Source organism: Streptomyces sp. DF42 (assembly GCF_058267695.1).
On record NZ_CM177859.1, the window covers coordinates 727,438 to 754,247 of the forward strand.

General features: G+C 70.9%; 16 protein-coding genes. 8 read left to right on the plus strand and 8 right to left on the minus strand.

Translation table 11 applies throughout. The annotated features are described in order from the left end of the window. Positions 1–112: 112 nt before the first annotated feature. The gene (locus ACYUED_RS03520) at positions 113–877 is read right to left on the minus strand and encodes an IclR family transcriptional regulator (RefSeq protein ID WP_491290850.1); all 765 of its coding nucleotides are present in this window, start codon (positions 875–877) and stop codon (positions 113–115) included. A gap of 356 nt (positions 878–1,233) precedes the next feature. Here ACYUED_RS03520 and ACYUED_RS03525 point away from each other — a divergent pair, with 356 nt between their 5' ends. Further along, on the plus strand, positions 1,234–1,533 hold the full coding sequence (locus tag ACYUED_RS03525) for a hypothetical protein (RefSeq protein WP_266526415.1): 300 nt from the start codon (positions 1,234–1,236) through the stop codon (positions 1,531–1,533). 204 nt (positions 1,534–1,737) lie between these two features. Here ACYUED_RS03525 and ACYUED_RS03530 read toward each other — a convergent pair whose 3' ends face one another. From ACYUED_RS03530 to ACYUED_RS03540, 3 genes are all read right to left on the minus strand, one after another. Further along, a complete protein-coding gene (locus tag ACYUED_RS03530) occupies positions 1,738–1,980 on the minus strand; it encodes a hypothetical protein (RefSeq protein WP_491290851.1) in 243 nt (80 codons plus the stop codon). Positions 1,981–2,122: 142 nt separating this feature from the next. Continuing rightward, positions 2,123–3,034: a YceI family protein gene (locus tag ACYUED_RS03535; protein ID WP_491290852.1), complete on the minus strand. Its 912-nt coding sequence runs from the start codon at positions 3,032–3,034 to the stop codon at positions 2,123–2,125. A 53-nt stretch (positions 3,035–3,087) separates the two neighbouring features. Further along, the gene (locus ACYUED_RS03540; RefSeq protein ID WP_491290853.1) at positions 3,088–4,854 is read right to left on the minus strand and encodes an FAD-dependent oxidoreductase; all 1,767 of its coding nucleotides are present in this window, start codon (positions 4,852–4,854) and stop codon (positions 3,088–3,090) included. A 148-nt stretch (positions 4,855–5,002) separates the two neighbouring features. Here ACYUED_RS03540 and ACYUED_RS03545 point away from each other — a divergent pair, with 148 nt between their 5' ends. Next, positions 5,003–6,706 carry a helix-turn-helix domain-containing protein gene (locus ACYUED_RS03545; protein WP_491290854.1) on the plus strand — a complete coding sequence of 568 codons (1,704 nt, stop codon included), beginning with the start codon at positions 5,003–5,005 and terminating at the stop codon, positions 6,704–6,706. A gap of 98 nt (positions 6,707–6,804) precedes the next feature. Here the strand turns inward: ACYUED_RS03545 and ACYUED_RS03550 are convergent, their stop codons facing one another. Beyond that, on the minus strand, positions 6,805–8,283 hold the full coding sequence (locus ACYUED_RS03550) for a glutamate-cysteine ligase family protein (protein ID WP_491290855.1): 1,479 nt from the start codon (positions 8,281–8,283) through the stop codon (positions 6,805–6,807). A gap of 172 nt (positions 8,284–8,455) precedes the next feature. On the opposite strand from ACYUED_RS03550, the gene ACYUED_RS03555 reads away from it, so the two are divergent. Both ACYUED_RS03555 and ACYUED_RS03560 read left to right on the plus strand, forming a co-directional pair. After that, complete coding sequence (locus ACYUED_RS03555; protein ID WP_491290856.1) at positions 8,456–8,797, plus strand: cupin domain-containing protein; 342 nt, start codon at positions 8,456–8,458, stop codon at positions 8,795–8,797. A 125-nt stretch (positions 8,798–8,922) separates the two neighbouring features. Beyond that, on the plus strand, positions 8,923–9,942 hold the full coding sequence (locus ACYUED_RS03560) for a LacI family DNA-binding transcriptional regulator (RefSeq protein WP_491290857.1): 1,020 nt from the start codon (positions 8,923–8,925) through the stop codon (positions 9,940–9,942). On the opposite strand, the gene ACYUED_RS03565 is transcribed toward ACYUED_RS03560, so the two are convergent. Next, the gene (locus tag ACYUED_RS03565; protein ID WP_491290858.1) at positions 9,925–13,947 is read right to left on the minus strand and encodes a glycosyl hydrolase; all 4,023 of its coding nucleotides are present in this window, start codon (positions 13,945–13,947) and stop codon (positions 9,925–9,927) included. The two genes, ACYUED_RS03560 and ACYUED_RS03565, sit on opposite strands and share 18 nt — an antisense overlap. A gap of 251 nt (positions 13,948–14,198) precedes the next feature. Here ACYUED_RS03565 and ACYUED_RS03570 point away from each other — a divergent pair, with 251 nt between their 5' ends. The 3 genes from ACYUED_RS03570 (at position 14,199) to ACYUED_RS03580 (ending at position 19,366) form a co-directional block, all read left to right on the plus strand. Beyond that, positions 14,199–15,497: an MFS transporter gene (locus ACYUED_RS03570; protein ID WP_491290859.1), complete on the plus strand. Its 1,299-nt coding sequence runs from the start codon at positions 14,199–14,201 to the stop codon at positions 15,495–15,497. A 35-nt stretch (positions 15,498–15,532) separates the two neighbouring features. Beyond that, positions 15,533–16,981: an arabinose isomerase gene (locus ACYUED_RS03575; protein WP_491290860.1), complete on the plus strand. Its 1,449-nt coding sequence runs from the start codon at positions 15,533–15,535 to the stop codon at positions 16,979–16,981. Positions 16,982–17,191: 210 nt separating this feature from the next. Beyond that, a complete protein-coding gene (locus ACYUED_RS03580) occupies positions 17,192–19,366 on the plus strand; it encodes a GH92 family glycosyl hydrolase (RefSeq protein WP_491290861.1) in 2,175 nt (724 codons plus the stop codon). Positions 19,367–19,419: 53 nt separating this feature from the next. Here ACYUED_RS03580 and ACYUED_RS03585 read toward each other — a convergent pair whose 3' ends face one another. Beyond that, positions 19,420–20,835 carry a phytoene desaturase family protein gene (locus ACYUED_RS03585; RefSeq protein WP_491290862.1) on the minus strand — a complete coding sequence of 472 codons (1,416 nt, stop codon included), beginning with the start codon at positions 20,833–20,835 and terminating at the stop codon, positions 19,420–19,422. A gap of 350 nt (positions 20,836–21,185) precedes the next feature. Here ACYUED_RS03585 and ACYUED_RS03590 point away from each other — a divergent pair, with 350 nt between their 5' ends. Then, on the plus strand, positions 21,186–26,423 hold the full coding sequence (locus ACYUED_RS03590; protein ID WP_491290863.1) for a family 43 glycosylhydrolase: 5,238 nt from the start codon (positions 21,186–21,188) through the stop codon (positions 26,421–26,423). Here the strand turns inward: ACYUED_RS03590 and ACYUED_RS03595 are convergent. Beyond that, positions 26,412–26,762 carry a trypco2 family protein gene (locus ACYUED_RS03595; protein ID WP_491290864.1) on the minus strand — a complete coding sequence of 117 codons (351 nt, stop codon included), beginning with the start codon at positions 26,760–26,762 and terminating at the stop codon, positions 26,412–26,414. The genes ACYUED_RS03590 and ACYUED_RS03595 overlap by 12 nt on opposite strands. Positions 26,763–26,810: the final 48 nt, after the last annotated feature.

Here is a 26,810-nt window from a genome sequence, read left to right on the forward strand (position 1 = left end):
GTACGGGTTCTGAGCGGGTTCTGAGTACGGGTTCTGAGCACGGGACGCATAGCCGAAATGCCCGTTTCATCCAGGAAACGGGTTGGACCTGGATGTCACAAGAAGAGGATTTTCAGATAGTGAGCGAGAGGCTCCTGGTCACGCGGCTCGCGGTGGGGATCAGCCGGGCCCGGATCTCCGGCAGCCGGGAGAGCCGATCCGCCGGCAGGGAGACCCCGAGCGAGCCCAGCATGTCCCCGCTGTAGACGGGTACGGCGACACAGACCGTTCCCAGGGCGTACTCCTCCATGTCCATCACGGCCGGAGCCACGGGTGAGGAGTCCAGTAGCCGGAGCAGTGCCGGCAGGCTGGTGATCGTCCGCGGGGTGAGGTCGGCGAGGTGGTGCCGGGAGAGGTAGTCCTTGCGGGCGTCGCCGTCCAGCTCCCGCAGCACGGACTTGCCCAGCGCCGTGGCGTGCCCCGCGTCCTCGAAGCCCACCCACAGGTCGACGCGTGGCGCCCGGGGGCTGTCCACGATCTCGGCGACCCGGATCTCTCCGTCCTCGTAGAAGGTGAGGTAGGCGGCGGTTGCCAGCTCGTCCCGCAGGGCGGCGAGCGCGGGCCGGACCCTGCTGAGCAGCGCCTGCCCGCGGCCCATGGTCTGGAATGTCTGCAACTTGTCCCCGAGGACGAACCCGCCGTCGCCCAGTTTCCGCAGATATCCGTCGTGGACGAGTGTCCGCAGCAGGTGATAGGCGGTGGCCAGGGGCAGCCCGGTCTCCCGTGCCAGCTGTTTCGCCGGCGCGCCGTTCTCGTGCGCGCTCACCGCCTCCAGCAGCCGGAAGGCCCGCTGGACGGACGTGATCAGCGTAGGGCCCGGGCCCTCGTGCCCACCCATAGGTCCAGAGTGCGCCAGGTACCCGGAGTGGGCAACGCGAGAAGGAGCGGGTGCGCGAGATCGGCTCCCGCGGCCCGGGCGGTGGCCCGCGTGCGGCTCTGCGCCGGGTCGCGCACCGCCGGCGTGGGCCACATGCCAACTCGCCGGGAACACGGCCCAATTGGAATCATCTCAAGATATGCCGAGGTCTCGGTTCACTTCCGGTATGCCTTTTCCGGGCCTTCGACCAGGGGCATTGACGGTTGCCGGAATTCGGCGCGCCGCCGGGTGTTTTGGAGATATTCCTCATTAATCTCCCCAACTGAACGTAGTCGATCTGTCACAGGTCGCATCCACTTCACTCCACCGGAGATGCCATGCACAAGCTTCGCAACGCTGCCGTCCTGTTCGCGGTTCTCGGGACCGTCGGACTGGCCGGCGGCGCCGCCCACGCCGACGGAGGCCAGGGCGGCGCGGGTTCGGGCGGAGGCGGCAGCCAGTACAGCGTCCTGCAGAGCACCACGTGCCGGTCGCACGACCTGAACCTCGACGTCCTCGGCCAGGTCGGGCTGCTCGACGGCGTCCTCGGCAACGGGCTGAACGGCGAGGGCAACAGCGGCGCCCAGGACACCGGGCTGGGCTCGGACATGGGCTGCAACAACGGCGTCGGCAAGTAGGGCAGAACCTCACCGCGGTGCCCCGGCCACAAGCCGGGGCACCGCGGCTTTCATACCGGAAAGCAGAAATGCCGGAACGGAATACATCCGTTCCGGCATTCACCGGCCGCGCCTCAATGTCCTGCCATCGACGCGCTGCAGCCCGGCCGCGCACCCTGACGGGCCTGCTGCACGACCGGGCTGCCTTTACTGCTCCGGGCTTCGCTACTTGGCTGCGGCGAACGACGGCAGGAACGCGCTGAGGTCGAACTCCGGCAGGACGTACTTGCCCCCCTCCTCCGACGTGTCCTTCTTGGTGTCGGCCTGCGGGGCGGAGTACACCGGGAACGTCATCTCGGTGCCCTGCCGCGGACCGTCGGAGTCGTCGGCGAAGCCGACACCGACACCGAGGACGGAGAGACCCGCAACTGCGGCAGCCACGACGGCAGCGCGCTGGAACGTGCGCATGGTTTGACCCTTTCTCACCGGGCACGAAGCCCTGGACAGCTACTTGCGGTGAGCGTATACATACGGAGAGTAGTAATTTGGGATCTTGGGCCCGCCGTTAGGCCATGTCGGGTCATGAAGTGCCGGAGCGCGTCGGGGGGCGTTACTCCGGCGGCGTGGGGGTGTCGTGGGTGCGGTACATCGCCTGGACGTCGAGCTCCAGCTGGACCGTGGGTCCGACCACCGCTATGCCGCGCGCCAGCATGGACCGCCAGTTGAGCGTGTAGTCCTCGCGGTGCAGCTCCGTCTTCGCCAGGGCGGCGCAGCGCAGTTCCTCGCCGTAACCGCCGTTGGCCATGCCCAGGTACGTGGTGTCCAGCGACACCGACCGGCTCACGCCGTGCATCGTGAGGGTGCCCAGCAGCGACCACTTGCTTCCGCCGCGGTAGGCGAAGCGGGTGCTCCTGAAGTCGATGTACGGAAAGTGCTCGACGTCGAGGAAGTCGGCGGAACGCAGGTGTGTGTCACGGGTGTTGTTGCCCGTGGTGATGCTCGACGCGTCGATGCGCACGTGGACGCGGGACTCGGACACGTCAGGGGTGACCTGGATGCCGCCCTCGAACCGTTCGAAGCGGCCGTGCACATGGGCCATGCCGACATGCTTGGCGATGAACCGGATCGCCGTGTGCGGCGGGTCGAAGAGCCAGGTGCCGGGGACCGGGAGATCGGCCTGCCGGGCGGGCTGGAGCCACACCCGCTGCGGGGACAGGCCCGCGTCGGCGACGATGTCGACGGTCTCGCGGTGCGGTTCCAGCCCTTCGGCCGCGACCATCAGGCTGTAAGTGCCCGGTGGCAGTGTGGCCATGAACAGTCCGTACGGGTCCGTGGTGCCGCGCGTCGCGACCTGGTGGCTGCGCAGTTCCGTCACCGTCACATCGGCGCCGCCCAGGGGTTCGTTCACCGGGTCCAGGACCTCGCGGACGACGATGCCCGCGCCGGCCGGGACGGGAAGCACGCGGCCCGCGGCGCCCCCGGGGGCATTCCTGAGGCGCCGCCGGAGCAATCCGAGGGGCATGTTGGTTCACCTTTCAGGCCTTGGGGGGGGTGGTGTGGGGGGCGTGCGTGATGTCAGGCGTGTCCGAGGATCCGCCGTACCGCCTCGGTCAGCAGCCGCTCGGCGTCCTCGCCGGACGCGGCCGGCGTCGCGTGCCGGAAGGCGACGTAACCGTCCGGCCGTACGAGGAGCGCTCCCCCGTCTTCCACCTCGCTCAGGCGCGCCCAGTCGCCGTACGGGTCGTCGTACTCCTGACCCGGGCCGATGACCGCGGTGGCCATCTCCAGGTGCTGGGCCTTCGCCGCCCGCAGCCAGTGCGTGCCGCCGATGCCGGTGATCAGGGTGAAGCGGCCGTGTCCGACGGTGTCGAGGGTGGACAGGGTGCGGGTGCCCGAGGTGATCCAGGCGTGCGGGAGCTTGGCGCCGGGGCGGGAGGTCGGCTGGTGGTACAGCTCGGGGTCGCGGTCGAAGCCGGGGTCGGGGGTGCCGTCGGGGACGATCGCGGCCGAGCCGTCTTCGGGGTAGCGCTGGTTGAGGTCGACGCCGTGCGCGTTGAACTCGTAGGCCTTGAAGGCGATCGCCTCGCGCAGCTTCTCGCGCTGCTTCCGCGCCGCCTCGGTGTCGTCCTTGCGGGCGGCGATGTTGGACCACAGCTGCTCGGGCGTCTGGGGGGACAGCCCGTCGAGCGCCTCGAAGATCGGGGCCGTCTCCCCGATGGACTTGTTGGCGCGGGTGACGATCTGCCTGCCGATCGGGGCGCGTTCGGCGGTGTAGGTCTCCAGGAGCTTCGGGGACGCGGAGCCGTCGAGGACGAGCTTGAGCTTCCAGGCCAGGTTGTAGGAGTCCTGGATGGAGGTGTTGGAGCCGAGGCCGTTGGACGGCGGGTGGCGGTGCGTGGCGTCGCCGGCGCAGAAGACGCGGCCGTTGGAGTAGGTCTGCGCGTACATCTCGTTGACGGTCCAGGCGGAGGACGACTTGACGGTCACCGGGATGTCGTCGTCGCCGATCAACTGGCGCACCACGGACTCCGCGTACTCGGTGGTCAGGTCGGGGGCGCCGGCGCTGACGTCGTAGCCCCAGACGATCAGCCACTCGTTCCAGGGCCGCACGCAGCGGACCAGTCCCGCGCCGATGCCGCCCACGGTCGCACCCGGCGCCAGCACCCAGTAGAGGGTGGACGGCCGGTGGGCGGTGTACTTCGACAGGTCCGCGTCGAAGACGATGTTGATGCTGCCGGCCACGCCCATCTGGCCGCCCATCGGCAGCTCGGCGTCCTCGGCGACCTGCGAGCGGCCGCCGTCGGCGCCGATGAGGTACTTGGCGCGGATGGTGTACTCGTCGCCGCGCAGCCGGTCCTCGACGGTGACCGTCACGCCGAAGGCGTCCTGGACGAAGGACTTGTAGACCGTACTGAAGCGCAGCTGCGTGCCGCGCGCGACGGCCGCGTCCATGAGGACCGGCTCCATGAGGTGCTGGGGCATGTCGCACATGCGGGTGGGACCGGCGAGTTCGTGCGCGGCCTGGACGAGGGGGTCGTTGCCCCAGGAGCGGACCCGGCCGAGTTCCTCGCCGGCGAGGCTGGTGCAGAAGGTCGTGTTGCCCATCAGGTGCTGCGGTGTGGCCTTCGCGACGACCTCGTCCTCGACGCCGAGGTCGCGCAGCACCTCCATGGTGCGCTGGTTGGTGATGTGCGCGCGGGGTGTGTCGGCGAGGCTCGGGTAGCGGGTGACGACGATGTTCGGCACACCGTAGGTGCTCAGGGCGAGCGCGGCGGAGGCACCCGCGGGGCCACTGCCGACGATCAGTACGTCGGTGACGACATCGGGCTCGACGGTGTGCACGGGGGACGCTCCAGGAATGAGGACGGTGCCGACTGTCCATGATCATGTGGGGATATGCGGGAAGCCGGGTGTCTCAATTCGAGACAGTGCGTCGCATCGGTCCAAGGTTGTTGCGCGTTCAACCGGTCCCCGTAGGGTGAGCGTTGCCATGACCACCGCAGAGCGCCCCGCCGTCCGCCCCGACCTCGCTTTGCTGCGCAGGGCCCGGGAACTCTTCCTGCTCGGGCGGCAACTGCCGGACGGGGTACCGCCGGACGTCGCCGCCGCGTGGAAGCGTGCCCGGTTCCTCGGTGTACGACACGACGCGCTCGACTCGGCTGCGGACGCGCCACCGCCCGCCGAGTCCCCCTTGCTGGCCGCGGCCCGCCCGGTGCTGGAGCGGATCGCCTCCACCCTCGGTGCCGGGCAGGCCTCGCTCGTGCTCACCGACGATCGGCTACGGGTGCTGTGGGCCGAAGGACACGGGCCGGGCGCCCCCTGCCACGACCTCTCCGAGCGGGTGGTCGGCCACAACAGCGCGGCCTTCGCCCTGCACACCCGGCGGCGCGCCGAGGTGCACGGCCCCGAGCACTTCCTCAACCGGTGGCAGGACGTCTCCGCGGTCAGTGTGCCGGTGCGGGCGTCGGAGACCGGGCGGATGCTGGGCACGGTGACGGTGTCCTCCGGCCTGGACGCCGAGTGCGGACCGCATCCCTGGGCCCCGCTGGCCGAGGCCGCGGCCGCAGCCGTCGAGGCGGAGCTCCTCTCCCGGTCCCGGGCAGCCGAACGGGTCCTGCTGGACGCCTACTTGAGGGCCGCGGGAGAGCACGGCCACGCGGTCGTCGCCCTCGACGGCCGCAACCGCTTCGTCAGCGAGGCCGCGCAGCAGTTGCTCTCGCCTCAGGGGCTGGAGGAACTGGAGCGGGGCGCGGTCGCGCTGATGCGGGAGTCGCGCTCACCACGCCGCATCCGGCTCGCGGACGGCACAGGGTGTGCCGCGCTCCTCACGCCCGTGCCCCACCAGGGCTCGGCCGTCGGGGCGGTGGCCGTGCTGGAGCCGGTGGAGCGTGCGGCGGTGGCACTGGCCGCGCGCGGTGACGTGGGACTGCCCGGGCGATCGGTGCCGTGGCTGCACGCGGTCGGGCGTGCGGTGGAGCTGGCCGGGTCGCCCGAGCCACTGCTGCTGGTCGGCGAGCGCGGCACGGGGAAGACCTCGCTGGCACGGGAGCTGGGCGAGAACCTGCCGCTCGTGGATGCCGCGGAGGGTGAACTCGGCACGCTGGTCGGCCAGTTGCTCACGGGCGGTCCGCTCCTCGTCCGTCATGCCGAGCAGCTCGCCGCGCACGACACGGCGGCTCTCAACTCGGCTCTCGATGCCCGTCCGGACGTTCCCCTGCTGGTCACCTACACCCCCGGAACACCGCCAGGGCCGTGTCTCCAACGACTCCTGGACACCTTGGCCGCCCGCTCCGTCACCCTCCCGGCCCTGCGTGAACGGCCTGAGGACATCAGGGAGTTGCTCACCGTTCTGGCTCCGCGACCGGCGCCGGGACGGCCGCCGCTCAGCTGGACGCTGGACGCGTTGCGCGCTCTGGAGCAGCATCCCTGGCCCGGCAACATCACCGAACTCGCGCATCTGGTACGGGCGTTGGCACAGGGCCGTCGCGCGACCGGCCCCGTCCGGCGCAGCGAGCTGCCGGGCCCCGTGCGCGAGGGCCCCGCCGCCCGGCAGCTCAGCCCGATGGAGCAGGCCGAGCGCGCCGCCGTCCTGGAGGCCCTCCGCCTCCACGGCGGCAACAAGGCCCGCGCGGCGGCGGCCCTGGGCATCGCCCGCGCCACTCTCTACCGGAAGCTGCGGACCTATCGAGCCTGAACCGGAGGACTCACCGCGACACTGGGCCGGCGTCGCGCCGGCACCGGGTTGCGTCCCGGCTCGGCGGCAGCCTGTTCCCGTCACCGGTCGGCCGGCGGTCAGTCCACGGGCCACGTGTGCGCGGGCGCGTTCAGATGCATGTAGTCCTTGTACGTGGTGGTCATCCGTCGCAGCGCCTCATAGCGGTCGCCGACGCCGGTCTTCTCCAGGTGGTGGACCGTCTCGGCCTGCCACAGGGCGCCGTTGCGGGCGGTGACACAGCGCTGCTCGATGATGCCGAGCATGGGTTCGCGCCATGTGGCGTCCAGGCCCGCCAGTTCGAGGCCCCGGTGGGCCAGGGGCAGCAGACGTCGCAACACCAGCTCCGTGACCGGCACTTCGCCGCTTCCGGGCCAGTACAGGCGGGCGTCGATGCCGTCGCGGGCGGCGGCGTGCAGGTTCTCCTCGGCGACCGCGAAGGACATCCGTGTCCACACCGGGCGGTCCTCGTCGACGAGGGCGCGCGTCAGGCCGTAGTAGAAGGCGCCGTTGGCGATGACGTCGGCCACGGTGGGGCCTGCGGGCAGGACGCGGTTCTCGATGCGCAGATGGGGTCCGCTGTCGGTGACGGCGTAGACGGGCCGGTTCCAGCGGTAGATCGTGCCGTTGTGGAGCGTCAGTTCGCCCAGTTGCGGAACGCCGCCGCCGTCCAGCGCCTCCTGCGGGTCCTCCTCGTCACACAGCGGCAGAAGCGCCGGGAAGTAGCGGACGTTCTCCTCGAAGAGGTCGAAGACGCTGGTGATCCACCGTTCCCCGAACCACACCCGGGGCCGTACTCCCTGAGCCTTGATCTCCTGGGGCCGGGTGTCGGTGGCCTGCTCGAACAGGGGGATACGGGTCTCGCGCCACAGCTCCCTGCCGAACAGGAAGGGCGAGTTGGCCGCCAGGGCGATCTGTACACCCGCGACGGCCTGCGCCGCGTTCCAGTAGTCCGCGAACTCCTTGGGGGCGACCTGCAGATGGAACTGGGTGCTCGTGCAGGCGGCCTCCGGGGTGATGGCGTCGGCGTACATCGACAGCCGCTCCACGCCGTCCACCCGGATCCGCAGGTCCTCGCCCCGTGCCGCGAAGATCTGCTCGTTGAGCAGTCGATAGCGCGGATCGCCGGACAGGGCGGACTCGCCCATGTGCGACTCCCGCAGGGTCGGCAGAATCCCGATCATGATCAGGTGTGCGCCCACGGCAGCGGCGCGTTCCTCGGCGTGGTTGAGCGCGTCGCGGATCGCCTGCTCCCAGGAGCCGGGGCCGCCCGCCGTGAGCAGCCGGGGCGGGAGGTTGATCTCCAGGTTGAAGCGGCCCAGCTCGCTCGACCAGGCGGGGTCGGCGATCGCCCGCAGCACATCGGTGTTCCGCATGGCGGGCAGTCCGTCGCCGTCCACCAGGTTGAGCTCGATCTCCAGCCCGACCTGGGGGCGTTCACTCTCGAAGCCCGACTCGCGCAGCATCTGCGCGAGCACGTCGAGGCAGGTGTGCATCTTCTCCCGGTACTGACGGCGGTCCTCCCGCGTGAACACCAGGGCGGGTACGTCTCGTCCCATCGGGCCCTCCCGAGTCCCCTCGGCGGATGCCTCCCGTCCAAGCGTCCCACCTCGGACGCTCCCGGCACACCCGGCGACGCCCCGCTCACGGATCGTGCTCACGGGTGCGACGGAGGGTGAATGGCGCGGCGGCTGTGCTGAACTCGGTCGACACCATGAGAGGGCGGGCCCGATGAGCAGACCGCAGTCCGAGTTCCACCGCCCCGAGGCGCCCTGGCGCCGGCCGCCCGGGGCGCCCGACGGCGTGTGGGAGCAGGTGCTGGCGGAGGATCCGGAGAGCGAGGACGCGACCGTGCTCCAGCGGTACGAGCCGGGGACGGACACCAGCGCGCAAGGACCCGTCCGTCACGACTGCTTCGAGGAGGTGTACGTCGTCGACGGGTCCCTGACCGACCTGTGCCTGGGCGAGACGTTCACCGCGGGGATGTACGCGTACCGGCATCCGGGAATGGAGCACGGTCCGTGGACGAGCACGGAGGGCGTACTGATGCTCGTCAGGCGAGGGCGTCCCTGACAGCGGCGAGCGCGGCACGGGCCGATGGCGGTTGAAAAAACGTTCCAGAGGCCGCCGGGGTAGACTTTGCGTCGCCTGTCAGGACCCCGTCGCGCCTGGTCGCACGGCTGTCACAGCAAGGGGGGGTGGACGCCATTCCGGTTCGCCCCGCCCGCATCCAGGACGTCGCAGCCGCCGCCGGGGTCTCGGTGTCCACGGTGTCGAACGTGCTGAACCGCCCGGAGCGTGTCAACGCCCGGACCGCCGAGCGGGTCCGCGACGCGGTGGCGGCACTCGACTACGTCCCCCATCCGGGCGCCGCCGGACTGCGCACGGGACACACCTCCTCCATCGGCCTGGTGCTGCCCGACGTGACCAACTCCTTCTACGCGCGCATCGCCCGCGGGGCCGCCGACGCGGCGTACGACCACGGCTATGCGCTGGTGCTCTGCCACAGCGGGGACCAACCGGAGCGTGAGCAGGGCTACTTCAGCATGCTGGTCGAACAGCGCTCCGTCGGCGCCGTGGTCGTCCCGCTCAGCGCCGACCCCACCCGGCTCACACGGCTGCGCGAGCGGGGCATCCCGCTGGTTCTGGCGGACCGCGCGATGCCGGCCCAGGACGGCTGTTCCGTCTCCGTCGACGACATCGCCGGCGGCCGTGTCGCCGTGCAGCACCTCCTGGACTGCGGGGCGCGTGACATCCTGGTGGTGAACGGGGAGCGCGCGATACGGCAGTGCGCGGACCGGTACCAGGGCGCCAGGCAGGCCGTGCGCAGCCGACGTGAGGCGCGGCTGGGGCAGGTGGCCGCCGCGGAGATGACGGTGGCGTACGGAACGGACATCGCCCGTGGGCTCGGCGATCTGCCCGACGGGGTGTTCTGCACCAACGACTTCCTGGCCGCCGGACTGTGCCGCGGGCTGGCGGAGCGGGGTGTGAAGGTTCCCGAGGACGTACAGGTGGTCGGGTACGGCGACCTTGACATCGCGAGTTTCGTGGGGACGACCCTGACGACGGTCCGGCAGCCCGTCGAGGATCTCGGCAGGGCGGCCGTGGAGATGCTGCTCGACGAGGTGGAGGCCCGCGCCGAACACGCCCATGAGACAAGGGTGTTCGCACCCGGCCTGGTCCTGCGGGACTCCACCCGGTCACTTTCCGCCGGCTGAGCCCCGGCTGCGCAGCGTCACCGGTCCCAGCAGACCCGAGGCGAGCTGGGACGGGAACGCCCAGGCGGTCGGAGTGGCTTCGGCGAGATACGGGGCCAGCGTGTTGTGGACGGTCACGTCGATCCGTACGGCGCGCCCGGCGGCCCCTCGCAGCGCGAAGCGGTGGGGAGCGCAGAACGCCTCGCCGACGGGTTCGCCGTCGACACGGACCGCGACACTGCCGCGCACCCGTCCCAGATCGAGCACCGGGTCCGGCCAGGCAGGCACGTCCACGTCCCGCGAGTACATGACTCCGCCGCTCCAGCTGCCCAGTCCCAGCGCCCCCCACTCCCCCAGCTCGATCGGCGCCGGCACGGTATGGACACGCACCGGCCCGCGCCAGGCCGAGCCGCCCCGCAGCAGGGCCGTGGGGGCGGTGACGACCTCGAACTCGGTTGCCTCCGCGAGGGGTTGATGCAACGTCAGCGTCTGTCCGTCGAGCGGTCGTTCGGCTTCGCCCGCGACCCTGACGCGCGCCGGCAGCTCCAGCGGGAGATCGAGGGCGACGGTGCCCGACGGCGCGGTGAAGCGGAAGCGCTGGGCGCGCTCACGGACGTCGTCGGTGGACCGCACCGGCAGTACGGGGGTGCCGAGCAGGGGTGCGCCGGTGAGCCACTCGGTGTCCGGCAACGGGTGCGGCCGCACCGCGGCATGGCAGTGCTGCAACTCCCCCCACCTGCCCTCGTGTTCGACGGTGCGTCCGCGCCACTCGCCCGTCTCGGCCTCCCAGCCGCCTCCGCTGACCAGCGCGGTCGCGTCGGCCCCCGAGCGGGCCACGAGGTCGACGAACACCGCGTCCCGTGCGCGGGCGCCGTCGGCCACGACGTCGAGCACGTGATCGCCCGCCCCGAGGGGCAGTTCGTGGCGGAAGAACATCGGCACCGCGCCCCAGTCGGACTCGTAGTACTCCACCTTCTCCTGCCTCGCCACGACGGCGCCGTCGAGCAGCACGGTGACCCCCACGGCGGCACCCACCACGAGCACGGCCCGCGCCCCGTCGTCCGGAGCACGCAGGCGCCCGCGATAGGTGACGCCGCCGTCCGGTCGTACACCCTCGGGCAGACACATGAACCGGGGACGCCGCGCGAACCCGTCCGGACGCGACAGACAGTAGTAACTGCCCACGGGGGCATGGGCTTTGGCCGAGATCAGCGAGGGGCGGTCCTCGGCGTCGGACAGCTCGTACTCCAGGACGTTGCGGCGCTGCTTCACCTGCACGCGCGCGGACGCCAGATATCCGCCGCCCGTCTCCTGCCGCTCGCCGTTCCACCACACGCGCTTGGCCGCCGCCGCGCCCACGTGCAGCTCGGCGGGTCCCCGGTGGTCGGTCTCGACGATCGTCCGGACGCGGGCGACGGTGTGGGGGCCCGGTACCGGGACACGCACGAACTCCTCGGTCACGAGCCCCTTGTTGCCCAGCAGGCCGTCCGGATCGAGGATTCCGCGGCTCGACGAGAACAGCGCCACGGCCCAGCTCTCGTTCCAGAGCACCAGCGGCAGCTCTCCGGCCAGCACCCGTGCGACGGACGCGGGGTCCAGCGCGGCGGGGGCCTTCGCGGCGGGCATCGGGGGCAGAACGCGCGCCCGGTTGCCGTAGGTCGCCCGAATCTCCTCCCAGCGCACGTCAGTTGAAGCGGACTCGGCCCACCGCACAGTCCAGATCTGCGGCACGTCGACCAGCGACCCGGCGGGCAGCGCGAGGTCGCCCCAGGTGTTGTCCATGGTGGGCACCAGGCGGCCTTCCCAGCCGGTCGACACGTCGACGGTCCGGGCCGGCCGGGGTGTCGGCCTGGGCTCCGTTGCCGTCGGGGTGCCCTCGCGCCATACGACGAGTACGGCCGGGGCGCCTTCCAGTTGCACCTCGATGGCCGAGACGCCGGCGGAGACGGTGACGCGCGCGGGGCGTCGGGCACCGGTCGCCGGGTTCCACACCTCGGCCTCGGCGACGGGAGCGCGCACGGTGACGGACCTGGTGGGGGCGTAGCGGGCCGGGTCGATGTCGTGGTTGCCCCTGGGCGGATGCGTACGGGCGTCCGGGAAGGCCCCCGTCACCAGCGCGATCGCCGTGTCGCCGTTCCTCCTGACGAGGAGCGGGACGTCACCCGTCGCGTGTCCGGCGGTACCGGCCACGGCTGCTGCCGCCGCCTCGGCGCCGCTCGCGCGCTCCAGCCGCCGGTGAGCGCTCAGCGCCGCCACGACGGTGTCGTCACCGGCGAGGCCCGCCGCGCCCTCGGGCGGACGGCCCACGACCACCACCCGGCCGCCGGCGTCGAGCAGTTCGGTGAGCCGGCGCGCCGTGTCCTCCTCCAGGACGCTCGCGGAGGGCAGCAGGACCGCGCTGTAGGCCAGGTCCCCGATGCGCAGGGCGCCGTCGGCGGCCGTGGCCCGCTGCACGGAGGCGTCGTCGATGACGTCGAAGGAGACACGGTGCCGGTCCAGGGCGCCGATGCGGGGCCGCAGCCAGTTGTTGGTGCCGCACAGGTCCAGGTAGCGCTCCTGCGTCTCGTCCACGTCGGCGTGGCCCTCGCCGAGGCGGCCGTCGCCGAAGTGCTTGATGGGCGCGTCCAGCGGGATGAGGGCCTGCATCGTGGCGGTGGGGTGCAGGACCGCCACGTCGGCGCTGTAAGTGCCCCAGGACATGAGGGAGCAGATCCGGGCGACGGCCCGCGAGAACGCGGGGTACTGCTGCCAGTAGGGCTGGCGCCAGTCGGTGGACGGCGGCGCCCACTCGAACCAGCCGCCCGCGGTGCCGAAGTAACTGGCGTGCGGGTTGTACAGGTTGGCGCCGCTGCGCAGGAACGGCAGGAGCCAGTCGTAGGTGTCCTCCAGTGTGCCGCCCCAGCCCGTTGAGTGGAACGCCTCGATCCAGACGCGCTCGTGTCCGTAGAGGTGCGCCATGGAGGAGTGGACCTTGGAATCTCCGTGGTGGTCGCTGCCGGCGGCGCCGTACCAGCGGTGCGTGCGGAAGTAGTCCGTGTAGATCTGCGTGGACTGGGCGGGGTGGCCGGAGCGCGCGGGGTGGCTCTGGTCGCAGCCGACAAGCATGCCGCGTTCGTCGTGCCAGGCGGCGAGGGGTTTGAACAGGGCCTCTTCGGTGAGTTCGGCGCGGACCGCGTAGTAGTCGGCGCGGATCTTCGCCGCCCGCGCCTTCTCTTCGAAGAGGGCTGCCGTCTCCTCGAAGAGGGCCGGCAGATGGTCGAGCAGGTCGTAGCCGCGGCGGGCGCGGAACTCCTCGGGGAAGCGGTGGCTGTAGGAGTTGGTGCCGGGCAGTTCGTCCTGGAAGCTGCCCGCGACGACGTTGCCCAGGTACTCGGGGACCCGGCGGTCGAACTCGTGGTGGACGGCGTCCATCAGCAGGCCGACGGCCGACGGGTCCAGGTAGTCGAAGGCCGTGGGGACGGCGGTGACGAGCTGGATCTCGCTGCCCTCCGCGGCGGCGATCCGCTGAGCACGAGTTCCGGTCCCGGCCTCGGTATCCGGGCCGGCGTCGAGGTCGGTGTCGGGCAGGCGGCGGCCGTCCGCGGCGTACACGCCCACCAGGGTCTCCGAACTCCGCAGCAGGACGGCGCCCTTGGCGACCGTCGCCCGGCGGGTGCGCAGGGCGAGGCCGGCCGCCTCGGGCTGCCGACGCGTGACGCCGCCCTGGACGTTTGCGCCGGAGAACCCGATCTGGTCGTAGAACCACAGGCGCGTGCCCAGCTCACGGCCGACCCTGCAGGCGTCGGTGAAGCGTTCCCACCACTCCTCGCCGAACCACGCCGGTTCGTCGGCCGGGGCGCCGAAACCCGGCCCGGCCGGGGCCAGGTTGATCACGACGAGATTGTGGATGCCGCCGTCGGCGAACCTGCGCATCTGCCAGGTGAGACGCTCGCGGGTGACCCTCGCACCCGACCACCACCACAGCGGCGTGGGGCCGAAGTCCCGGGGCGGATCCTCGAACAGCTGCTGCAGGGACGGCGAGATCACGAATGCGGTCCTTCCGAGTTGGGCTCGGACACCTTCACGGATCTGAAAAACGTTTTACATGCACCTCACCGTAGACAAGCTGCGGCGTACGCGCCAGACATGCCGCGGCGACCCCACGGGACGCCATTTCCAGCGGATGCGCGCAAGAGGTCTTGTTGTAACGTTTTTTGAACCCTATATTCACCGCAGCCCGGCCCAGAGCCGCGACGTTCCCCTCCGCTCGGCCCATCCCCAGACGACGGAGTCGCATCATGGTCCGAACCCCGACTGCCCCCGAACGCTCCGAACAACCCATCCCCTGGCGGCTGTGGAAGGTCGCGGCCCTCTCGGGCATGGCCTCCTACCTCGACGCCGCCCTCATCGTCAGCATCGCCGTCAACCTGGCCATCTACCGCGACAGTTACGACATGGGCGTGTGGATGGCGGGCGCGATCAGCGCGATCGTCACCGGCTGCATCGCCGTCGGCTCCCTCGTCGGCGGACGGCTGGCCGACATGTTCGGGCGCCGCCGTGTCTACAACTGGGACATCTTCTGCTTCGCGCTGGGCGCGATCGTCATCACCCTGGCGCCGAACGACATCGTGCTCTTCTGCGGTGTGCTCGTGGCGGGCCTCGCGGCCGGAGCCGATCTGCCGACGTCCCTGGCCGTGGTCTCGGACGCCGCCCCCGTCGAAGGCCGAGCACGGCTCGTGTCCTTCACCCAGGTCATGTGGGTGGCGGGCATCGTCGTAGTGATCTTCCTCGGCTACCTCCTGTCCGACTCGGGCATGGTCGGGGCGCGGCTCATCACCGGCCATCTGGCCGTCGCCGCACTGGTCACCTGGCAGCTCCGCTCCCGCCTGCGGCCGGACGCCGAACCGCCGGACACGGAGGTGCCCCGGGAACCGGCCGCGGCGCCCGCACCGCGTGGCACCGAGCTCAAGAACGTGTGGAACCGAGCCGCGCTGCTGCCGATGGCCGCGACCTTCGCCTACTACGTCACCTGGGGCGTCGGCGCCAACACCTTCGGCCAGTTCGGCACCTATCTGCTGGTCACGGTCAGCGGCGCCTCGCAGAGCCTGGCCACCGGGATCAACCTCGTCTTCCTCCCGATCGCCCTGGTGCTGACCTTCGTCTTCGTCCGGATCGCCGACACCCCCTGGCGCGACCGGCTGTTCTACGTGTTCACCGTCGTACAGATCGTCGCCTTCTGCGTCGCCTCCCTCACGGCCGGTGCCCTCGTCGGCATGCTCGTCTTCTTCGTGCTCTACCAGATCTCCAACCCCTTTGCCGGGGAGGCCAGTTACAAGGTGTGGTCGCAGCTCACGCTGCCCCCGGACACCCGCGGCACCACCCAGGGCCTCACCTACGCCGTGTCGCGCGGAGTCTTCGCGGGCGTCGCGTTCGTCACGCCCGCCCTGATGGAGTACAGCGCGTCCGTCCTGCTCTGGTCGATCACCGCCTGCATGGCGGCGTCGGCGTTCGCGGGCGTCTACATCGTCCGTGTGCTCCTGCGGCGTTCCCCCGACGCCACTGCCGCTCCGGCGGATCTGGGAGCGGCCCGGGCGTGAATCCGAAGCGGACCTCCGAAGGAGCACCCAGAGCCATGACAACTGCCGAACACTCCACGCGGATAAAGGAGTTGCTCCCCCCGGTGCCCCGCCGCCGCACCCGCATCGGCCTGGTCGCCGGCGGACTCGGCACGTACTGGCCGCAGTTCCCCGGTCTCCTTCCGCAGCTGAAGGAGTCGGCCGCACACGTCGCCGAACGCCTGCGGCGGATGGACGCCGAGGTGACCGACGTCGGCTTCGTCTCGGACGCCGAGGAGGGGGCCGTCGCCGCCGAGGAGCTGCGCCGGGCCGACTGCGACCTGATCGTGCTCTTCGTGACGACGTATCTGACCTCGTCGATGGTGCTGCCGATCGCCCGGCGTTCACACACGCCCGTGCTGGTCATCGACCTGCAGCCGTCCGAGCGGATGGACCACGCCTCCTTCGGCACCGGTGCCTGGCTGGCCTACTGCGGGCAGTGCTCCGTACCCGAGATCGGCAACGTCTTCCGCCGCGCCGGCATCCCCTTCCGGTCGGTGTCGGGATGGCTGCACCAGGAGTCCGCCTGGCGGCGCATCGAGCAGTGGATCCGCGCCGCACACGTCCGGGCCGCACTCAGGCACGCCCGGCACGGACTGATGGGGCACCTGTATCCCGGCATGCTCGACGTCTCGACCGATCCGACCCTGCTGTCGACGACGTTCGGCTCGCACGTCGAGGTACTGGAGTTCGACGACCTGCGGCACCGGGTGGAGAAGGTGACCGAGGCGGAGACCCGCGACCGCATGACGCTCGCCCGCCGGGTCTTCACCCTCGACGAGAGCGTGGTGGACGAGGACTTCGGGTGGGGAGCGACCGTGTCCGTCGCCCTCGACCGGCTCGTGGCGGACTTCGGCCTCGACACGCTCGCCTACTACCATCGCGGCCTCGACGGCGAGCTGCACGAACGGCTGGGCGCGGGCATGATCCTGGGCGCCTCCCTGCTCACCGCCCGGGGCGTACCCGCCGCCGGGGAGTACGAACTGCGCACCAGCGTCGCCCAGTTGGCCTCGCAGAGTGTCGGTGCCGGAGGTTCCTTCACCGAGATCCAGGCGCTGAACTTCGAGGACGGCGTGGTGGAGATGGGCCACGACGGGCCGGCCCACCTGGCCGTGAGCGCCCGTGACCCCTTGCTGCGGGGCCTCGGCGTGTATCACGGCAAGCGCGGCTGGGGCGTCAGCGTGGAGTTCGACGTACGGCACGGCCCGGTCACCCTCCTCGGACTCGGCCAGGACGCCGACGGCAGCCTGTCGTTCATCACCTCCGAGGGCACCGTCGTCCCCGGCCCCCTGCTGGAGATCGGCAACACCACCAGCCGCGTCGACTTCGGCCGCGATCCCGGCGAGTGGGTCGACGCGTGGAGCGCCACGGGCACCGGCCACCACTGGTCCCTCGCGGTCGGCAGGCACACCGCCGACTTCCGGGCCGCGGCGAGCCTGCTCGGCATCGAGCACAGGGAGGTGTGAGCGGGCCGGGCGACCGGGTGAACAGCACCGCCCCCGTCCCCGCCCGGTGTCCCCGAACTCCCCTTCCTCATGCCCGTGCGTTGCGCCGTGAGCCTGATCCGCAGCCCGTGCCACGGCAAGGCGCCGCGTCACCACGCGGTCCGGCAGAGAAGGTGGGCAGCCCCGTCGCCGTACGACACCGCGACGTCCCACCGTCTCGAGGAGAGCTTCTTGCGCCTGCACTCTGTCGCGGCTGCCCTGGCCTCGGCCGCCCTGCTGGCCCCAGCGGCCCAGGCGGCGTCCTCCACCCCCTCCCCGGCCGAGTCCTCACGGCCCGCGGCCGATCCCGCCGGCTACGTCAACCCGTTCGTCGGCACAGCTCCGGGCGGCACGGACTTCGGTCACGGCGGAGGGGCCGGGAACACCTTCCCCGGTGCCTCGGCGGCGCTGGGCGGGGTCCAGTGGAGCCCCGACACGGTCACGCACCAGCACGGCGGGTACACGTACAAGGACAACCGGATCCGGGGCTTCAGCCTCACTCACATCTCCGGCGCCGGCTGCAGCGACTACGGCAACGTGCCCTTCATGCCGCTCACCGGCCGCCCGGACGCGGACCCCGCCGCTCGCTTCGCCACCTTCTCCCACGCCAACGAACAGGCGTCGCCGGGCAGTTACGGTGTCACGTTCGACAACGGCATCCATACACAGCTCTCGGTCACCCAGCGCTCCGGCATCGCCCGCTTCACCTATCCCTCGGACGAAGCGCAGCCGGCCGGGCTGACCGTGGATGCGGGCCGGGCGTTCAACAAGGCCGGCGGAAAGATCACCGTCGGCACGCGCACCCTGTCCGGATACACCGACAGCGGCGGCTTCTGCCGCTCCTCGAACCGTTACCGGCTCTACTTCCACGTCGTCTTCGACCGCCCCTTCGCCCATACCGAGGCCCTGGACGGAAAGACGTCCGGCGCGTACGTCTCCTTCGCACCCGGAATCCGTACGGTCACCGCCCGGGTGGGCGTGTCCTTCGTCGACGTCGGCGCAGCCCGCCGCAACGCCACCGTGGAGCAGGGCGGCGGCTCGTACGACGTCGTCCGGCGTGCCGCGCGCAACCGGTGGAACGAGTGGCTCGGCAGGATCGCCGTCCGCGGCGGCACCGAGGCCCAGCGCCGGGTGTTCTACACCGCGCTCTACCATGCGCTGCTGCACCCCAGCGTCTTCAGCGACACCGACGGCCGCTACCGGGGGATGGACGGCCGTGTCCACCGCACCCGGCCCGGGCACGTGCAGTACGCGAACTACTCCGGCTGGGACGTCTACCGTTCACAGGTCCAGCTGCTCGCCCTGCTCGCGCCGCACGAGGCGTCCGACGTCGCCCGGTCGATCCTCGAACAGGGCCGCCAGGCCGGGTACTTCGACCGGTGGACGCTGGCGAACGGCGGCACCCGCGTCATGGTCGGCGATCCGCTGCCGGCCATCGCCGCCGCGATCCACGCCTTCGGCGGCACGGACTTCGACGCCGAGGCGCTGCTGCGCACGGCCGTGGCGGGCCGGGAGGACGACCGTCAGCGGCCGGGACACCAGCAGTACGACAGCCTGGGCTACGTCCCGGCCGGAGCCAAGGGCGTCTGGGGCAGCGCCTCCACCACGCTGGAGTACGCCGTCGCCGACGCCGCGCTCGCCCGTCTCGCCGGACGCCTCGGCGACACCGACACCGAGGCCGCTCTCACGCGCGCCGCCGGCAACTGGCGCCATCTGTTCAACCCGGCGAGCGGCTACCTGCAGCCCCGCGCGGCCGACGGAACGTGGCCGCCGTTCACGCCCACCCAGCGCGGGGAGTACGTCGAGGGCAACGCGGCGCAGTACACATGGATGGTCCCGCACGACCTGCCCGCCCTGTTCGCCGCCATGGGCGGTGACGCCGCGGTCACGTCCCGTCTGGACACCTTCTTCACGCAGCTCAACGCGGGGGCCGAGAAGCCGTACGCCTATCTCGGCAACGAGCCCTCCTTCAACGTCCCTTGGGCCTACGACTACGTGGGCCGCCCCGACCGCGCCCAGGCGACCGTGCGGCGCGCCCTGGTCGCCCTGTTCGCCGACCGGCCCGACGGTCTCGTCGGCAACGACGACCTGGGCGCGATGTCGTCCTGGGCCGTCTGGGCCTGCCTCGGCATGTACCCGCAGATCCCGGGCAGCCCCCAACTCGCCCTGGCCAGCCCCCTTTTCCCCGCCGCCACGGTGCGTCGCGGCAACGGGGTCACCCTGACCGTCCTGGCCCCGGGCGCGTCGGCGGAGAACACCCGCGTGCGGTCGCTGCGGCTCGACGGACACCCCGTCAGCGCCCCTTTCCTTCCGGACGACTTCACGACCCGGAGCGGTGTGCTGCGCTACCGGCTGACCTCTCCCTGACCGCGCCCCGCGTCGACAGCCCTGGACGAAGGACGGCCCGCGGCCTCGCTGCGTCACGCACGCAGCTGGCCCAGGGCTCGTGCCGCGGCGTGGGCTCCGCACATTCCGTGCGCGCCGGCGCCGGGCGGGGTGGCCGCGGAGCACAGATAGTGGCCGGGCACCCCCGTGTCGTACGGCTGCAGCGTGGGGCGTGGTCCGAGGACCAGCCGGGAGAGGTCCGTGGCGCCGGTCATGATGTCGCCGCCGACGAAGTTGGGGTTGTACTCGGCGAACCCGCGCGTGGTGCGTACCGCGGTGGCGACGATGCGGTCCCGGAAGCCGGGGGCGAACCGCTCGATCTGCGCGATGACCGCCGACGTGGCGTCACCGGTGTAGCCGTTCGGGACATGGGCGTACGACCACACGGGGTGAACGTCGCCGACCGAGCGCGAGGGGTCGGCCAGATACTGCTGTCCGACCAGGACGAACGGCCGCGCCGGCATGCGCCCGGCGTGGATGTCCCGCTCCGCGGCGGCGATCTGCGGGTACGTGCCGCCGACGTGCACCGTGCCCGCCCGCCGCGCCGCCTCGGCCCGCCAGGGCACTCCGTGCTCGACCGCGAAGTCGACCTTGAACGCACCCGGTCCGTGCCGGTAGCGCCGGTAGGCGCGGGCGGTCCGGGCCGGCAGCAGATCGCCGAGGATGCCGGCCAGGGCCCTGGGTGCCACGTCCCAGAGGGTCACGTCCGCGCGCTGAAGCTGCGTGACCGTCCGCACCCGCACGCCGGTCTCGATCGTCCCGCCGAGTTCGAGCAGGAGGGCCGCCAGGGCGTCGGTGATGCGGCGCGAGCCTCCCACGGCGACCGCCCAGCCGTAGCGGTGTCCCGCGGTGACGACGCCCAGCCCGACGCTCGCGCTGAACGGCCGCTCCAGCGGATGGAAGGCGTGCGCCGCCGCCCCGCCCCACAGCCCGCGGGCCTCCTCCGTCCTGAACACCTTCGCCAGCAGCGACGCCGGTACGAGCGCGGGAACACCGAAGCGGGCGAGGTGGACCGGATGCCGGGGCAGGCGCAGAAGCGGGCCCATGATGGCGTCGCCGAAGAGGTCGTACGCCGTCGAAGGGCCCTGGAACAGCCGACGCCAGGCTCGGCCGTCGGCGCCGAGGCCGGCGGCGGTCCGGGTGACCGAGCGGTGCAGTACCCCGGCCGTGCCACCGTCCAGCGGATGCACGCAGTCGATGTCCGGCCACGCCCAGCGCAGACCGTGACGGTCGAGGCCCAGCTCGTTCAGGAACGACGAGCCCACGGCCATGGGATGGATGGCCGAGCAGTGATCGTGCAGCAGCCCCGGCACGGTCGCCTCGCCGGAGCGGGTGCCGCCGCCGATCGTGTCGGCCGCCTCCAGCACGGTGACCCGTACACCGGTGCGGGCCAGGGCGACGGCGGCGGCCAGACCGTTGGGGCCGGCTCCCACGACCGTCGCAGTGGTCATCTCCACCCGCCTCTCCGCAGGTCTCCACCTTGCCTACGATCCCGGCCGGGCCGCCACCCGGGGCGCACGGTTCACGCGTTCGCCGCACACCGACGACGGCGACGATCAGAGAGGCGGTCGGCTCAGCCAAGTGCTCTCCCGGCGTGCCAGGTTGCACGCTTCCGTTCGACCTGTCGCACATTGATCGAAACCTCTTGACGCTGCACAGCACGCCGATTGACACTCTCGCAACACGACGTCACCTCCGCGTAACCCCAGGTCCACGACAAGCACGTCGTCGTCGGCCCTCCTTCGTGCGCCCGTCCCGCCTCACCGTCCGCCATCAGCCATGTCTCAGCAGGGAACCCGACATGACGCACATCGCACGACTTCGCAGCCGCGCGAGAGGCCTGGCGGGCCGTCTCGCCGGACTGACCGCCGCCTCGATGCTTGTGGCCCTCGCCGGACCGGCACTCCCCGCGCAGGCGGCACAGTCCGCCGAAGTCTCGGACATCACCGACGGACTGGCCCTGTGGTACAAACTGGACGCCGATTCCGGGACCACGGTGAGCGACGCCTCCGGCAACGGGCGCACCGGCACGGTCAACGGCACCGCCGACTGGTCGGCATCCGGTCAGGGGCTCGCCTTCAACGGCACCGACACCTACATCAAGGTGCCGGACGACGTCATGAAGGGGATGGACTCGATCACCGTCTCCCTCGACGTACGCATCGACTCCGCGCAGAGCACGCCGTACTTCCTCTACGGCTTCGGCAACTCCAGCGGCGGCAACGGGAACGGCTACCTGTTCAGCACCGGCAACTCCTTCCGTACGTCGGTCGCGAGCGGCAACTGGTCGACCGAGCAGAACACCAAGCCGTCCGACTCGCACAATCTGACCCGCTCGGTCTGGAAGCACATCGCCTATACCCAGACCGGCACCACGGGCGTGCTCTACGAGGACGGCGTCGAGGTCGGCCGCAACACGGCGGTGAGCATCACCCCCGGCGCGATCGGTTCCGGCACCACCACCGCCGACTACATAGGCAGGTCCGTCTACTCCGGCGACCAGCTCTTCAAGGGCCGCATCCGCGACTTCCGCGTATACGACCGCGCACTGGCCGGCTCCGAGGTCGAGCAACTCGCCCTCCCCGTCGACACCCAGGGCGTCGCCGACGACAAGGCGGCCCTCGGCCTCGGTGACACCAGTGCCGTGACGGCGGATCTGGATCTGCCGAAGACCGGCACGGCGGGTGGCTCCGGCATCAGTTGGTCCAGCGACAACACCGACGTCGTCTCGGACTCGGGCCGGGTGACCCGCCCCGCCGCCGGTTCGCCCGACGGCCACGCCACCCTCACGGCGACCCTCACAAAGGGCACGGTCACTGACACCCGGACCTTCGAGGTCACCGTCCTGCCCGCCCTCGACGACGCCACCGCCGCCCGGCAGGCCGCCGACGCGCTGACCGTCCACAACCTGGATGACGCACGCGGCAACCTCACCCTGCCCGCCGACGGCACCTACGGCACGAGCGTCACCTGGTCCTCCGCCGACCCCGCCGCGGTCTCCGCCGACGGCGTGGTCCACCGCCCCGCGCACGGCGCCGGCGCCACCACCGTCGATCTGACCGCCACCGTCACCAAGGGCGAGGCGAGCGCAACCCGCGTCCTGACGGCCAAGGTGCCCGAACTGCCCGCGAAGGAAGCCCTCAAGGGCTATATGTTCAGCTACTTCACCGGCGAGGGCACGTCGGACGGCGAACAGCTCTACTCCGCCCTCAGCAAGGGCAACGACCCGCTGCACTGGCGGGAGTTGAACGACGGCAAGCCGGTCCTGACCTCCACGCTCGGCGAGAAGGGCCTGCGCGACCCGTTCATCATCCGCTCCCCCGAGGGCGACAAGTTCTACCAGATCGCCACCGACCTCAGGATCTACGGCAACGGCGACTGGGACGCCGCCCAGCGCACCGGCAGCAAGTCCGTCATGATCTGGGAGTCCACCGACCTGGTCCACTGGACGAACCAGCGGCTGGTGAAGATCTCCCCCGACAGCGCGGGCAACACCTGGGCGCCGGAGGCGTTCTACGACGCGAAGCTCGGCGAGTACGTGGTCTTCTGGGCGTCGAAGCTGTACGACAACGAGGCGCACTCCGGCGACACGTACAACCGCATGATGTACGCGACCACCCGCGACTTCTACACCTTCAGCAAGCCCAAGGTGTGGATCGACCGCGGCTACTCGGTCATCGACTCGACGATGATCCAGCACGACGGGACGTACTACCGCCTGTCCAAGGACGAGCGCAACAACACCTCCTCCACGCCCAACAGCAAGTTCATCTTCGAGGAGAAGAGCGACTCGATCCTCAACCCCTCCTGGACCGCGGTCGCGGAGGGCATCGGCAAGGGCACGATGAGCGCGGCCGAGGGGCCCTTGGTGTTCAAGTCCAACACCGAGGACAAGTGGTACGCCTTCCTCGACGAGTTCGGCGGCCGCGGCTACCTCCCGTTCGAGACGACGGACCTCGACTCCGGCAACTGGACCCCGTCCACCGGCTACGACCTGCCGGCCAAGCCACGCCACGGCACCGTCCTGCCCGTCACCCAGGCCGAGTACGACCGCCTCCTGCGCGCCTACCAGCCCGACCAGTTGGTGCAGAGCGTCGAGAGCGTGAAGGTGAAGACCAGGACCGGTCGGGCGCCCGTCCTGCCCGCCACCGTGATCGCGACGTACGCGGACGGCGTCGAGCGGCCGGTCGCGGTCACCTGGGACGACGTCCCGGCCTCGGCCTACGCGCAGGCCGGCACCTTCACGGTGACCGGCAGCCTGCCGGAGGGCGCGGCGATCCCCGTGCAGGCCTCGGTCACCGTCTCGGAGGAGGGCGGCGATGTCCCGTCCGACCTGCTCCTGCACTACGACTTCGACGAGACGGGCGGGAACATCGCGGTCGACTCCAGCGGCCACGGCTACCACGGCACGTATGTCGGCACGCCCGCCTTCGGCACCGGCGTGAAGGGCGGCTCGTTCAGGATGTCCGGCGCCACCGGCTCGCCGTATGTGAAGGTCCCGGCCGGTGTGCTGAAGAACGCCGACAGCGTGACCGTGTCGACGTACGCCAAGTGGAAGGGCGGCAGCAGCTTCCAGTGGCTGTTCGGGCTCGGTCCTGACAGCGACAAGTACCTGTTCGCCACGCCCTCCAACGGCGGAAACAGCCTCTACTCGGCCATCACGAAGGCGAGTTGGTCGGCGGAGTCGAAGGTGACGGCGGGCTCGCAGCTGACGCCGGGCCAGTGGCGGCACGTCACCGTGACCCTCGACGGCGCGACCGGCACGATGGTCCTCTACGTCGACGGCGTCGAGGCTGCCCGTACGACGACCACCATCAAGCCGTCCGACCTGTACGACGCGAACAAGGACTACAGCGGCTACATCGGCCGCTCCCTGTACTCGGCCGACCCGTACTTCGGCGGCGACGTCGACGACTTCCGCATCTACGACCGTGCCCTGTCGGCGGCGGAGGTCATGGAGCTCAGCGGCAACACCGCGGGCATCGCCAAGGCGACCCACCCCGCGCTGAAGGTGGACGCCATCGTCGACAACGACGACAGCAAGGTCACGCTGCCGGTGAAGGAAGGCACCGATCTCACCGCGCTGGCACCGGAGTTCACCCTCGCGCACGGCGCGGCGATCAGCCCCGCCTCCGGCAGTGTGCAGGACTTCAGCAAGCCGGTGACGTACGAGGTGACGGGGTCCGACGGGAAGAAGCGCGCCTGGACGGTCTCGGCGCTCGTCATGAAGAGCCCGGTTCTGCCAGGCCTCAACGCGGACCCGAACATCGTGCGGTTCGGCGACACCTTCTACATCTACCCGACGACCGACGGCTTCGACGGCTGGAGCGGTACGCAGTTCAAGGCGTACTCCTCCACCGACCTGGTCCACTGGAAGGACCACGGCGTCATCCTCGACCTGGGTCCCGACGTCAGCTGGGCGGACAGCAGGGCCTGGGCGCCGACGATCGCCGAGAAGGACGGGAAGTACTACTTCTACTTCTGCGCCGACGCCAACATCGGGGTCGCGGTGTCCGACTCGCCGACCGGTCCCTTCAAGGACGCCCTCGGTCAACCGCTGCTGAAGGCGGGCCAGTTCAGCGGCCAGATGATCGACCCGGCGGTCTTCACCGACGACGACGGGCAGTCCTACCTCTACTGGGGCAACGGACATGCCTACGTGGCTCCGCTGAACGACGACATGGCCTCCGTCGACACCTCGAAAATGAAGGACATCACGCCCAGCGGCTACAACGAGGGCTCCTTCGTCATCAAGCGCAAGGGCACCTACTACTTCATGTGGTCGGAGAACGACACCCGCGACGAGAACTACCGCGTCGCCTACGCCACCGGGCCCTCCCCCACCGGCCCCTGGACCAAGCAGGGCGTGATCCTGGAGAAGGACCTCTCCCTCGGCATCAAGGGCACCGGCCACCACTCGGTCGTCCACGTCCCGAACACCGACGACTGGTACATCGCCTACCACCGGTTCGCCATCCCCGGCGGTGACGGCACCCACCGCGAGACCACCATCGACAAGCTGGAGTTCGACTCGGACGGCCTGATCAAGAAGGTCGCGCCCACCCTGACGAGCATCGACCCGGTGACCATCGTGCACGCCGGTGCGGACGCCGACGGGAAGGAAGGCGACGCCCTCGCGCTGAACGGCACCATCTCCGGTGCAGGCAGCCCGAGTTGGACGGTCGAAAAGGGAGCGCCCTGCACCGTCGCCGACCCCGGGGCGGCGAAGACCACCGTCACGTGCACCGACGACGGCACCTACACGGCCACCCTGACCGGCGGCCGCAGCAGCGACACGGCGACCGTCACGGTGTCCAACGTGGCACCGGCCATCACCTCCGCCGAGGGGCCGCGGTCCCCGGTGTCGGTGGGCAAACGGGCAGTCGTCACCGCCGAGTTCACCGACCCGGGCGCGAGCGACACCCACACCTGCGCGGTCGACTGGAAGGACGGCGGCGAGCCGCAGCCCGGCACGGTCACCGTCACCGGCTGCCGCGCCGAACACACCTACACCAAGGCGGGAATACGGCGACCGGTGATCACCGTCACCGACGACGACGGCGCCACGGGCAGCAGGACGCTCCCCGAACTGATCGCCTACGACCGCTCCGCGGGGACCGCGTTCGCCACCGGCGTCTTCACCTCTCCGGCGGGCGCCTACCCCGCCGGACCGGACCTGACCGGCAAGGCCGCCTTCCTCCTCACGGCGTTCTACGCGAAGGGAGCCACCACCCCCACCGGCCAGGTGGCCCTCGAACTCGGCCCGGCCAGGCTGCACTTCCGCTCCACCGGCTCCGACTGGCTGGTGATCACCGGCTCCCAGGCCGTGTACCAGGGCTCCGGCACGGTCAACGGCACCGGCGGCTACGCCTTCCGCGTCACCGCAACCGATGCTCCGGACACCTTCCGCATCAGGATCTGGAAGAAGTCCACCGGCGACGTGGTCTACGACAACCGGACGGGCGCCAAGGTCAAGGGCTCCGTCACCGTCGGGGACCAGCGGCACCAGCACCCTGCGCCGGCACCACTAGCCGCGTGAGAGGTCGCCGTCGTGCGGTTCCGGCCGGCCGTGGGCGGTGTCGTCGTCGCGGCTCACCTCGTGGTGACGGCCGTCGGGGCGGGGAAGGGGCTTGAGGTCGACCTGGATGCGGTGCGTGGAGTCCTGGCTCACCGAGCCGCCCAGGCGTGCCTCGACCACACCCAGCCTCAGGCCCGCCCCGCCCTCGCCTGCCCGGTGGAACTGCACCGAGAACTCCAGGCTGACCTGCTCCACGCTGAACCGCCAGTCGCTCTCCGCGCCTTCGGCCTGGGCCCGCGCGAGCTCGGCACGGACCGTGCCGATGGCCTCCGCGAGACCGATCGGTTCCGAATCCCCCATGTCAACACACCGCCGAATTCCATTGATTGGCCGATCCGAACTGGTCAC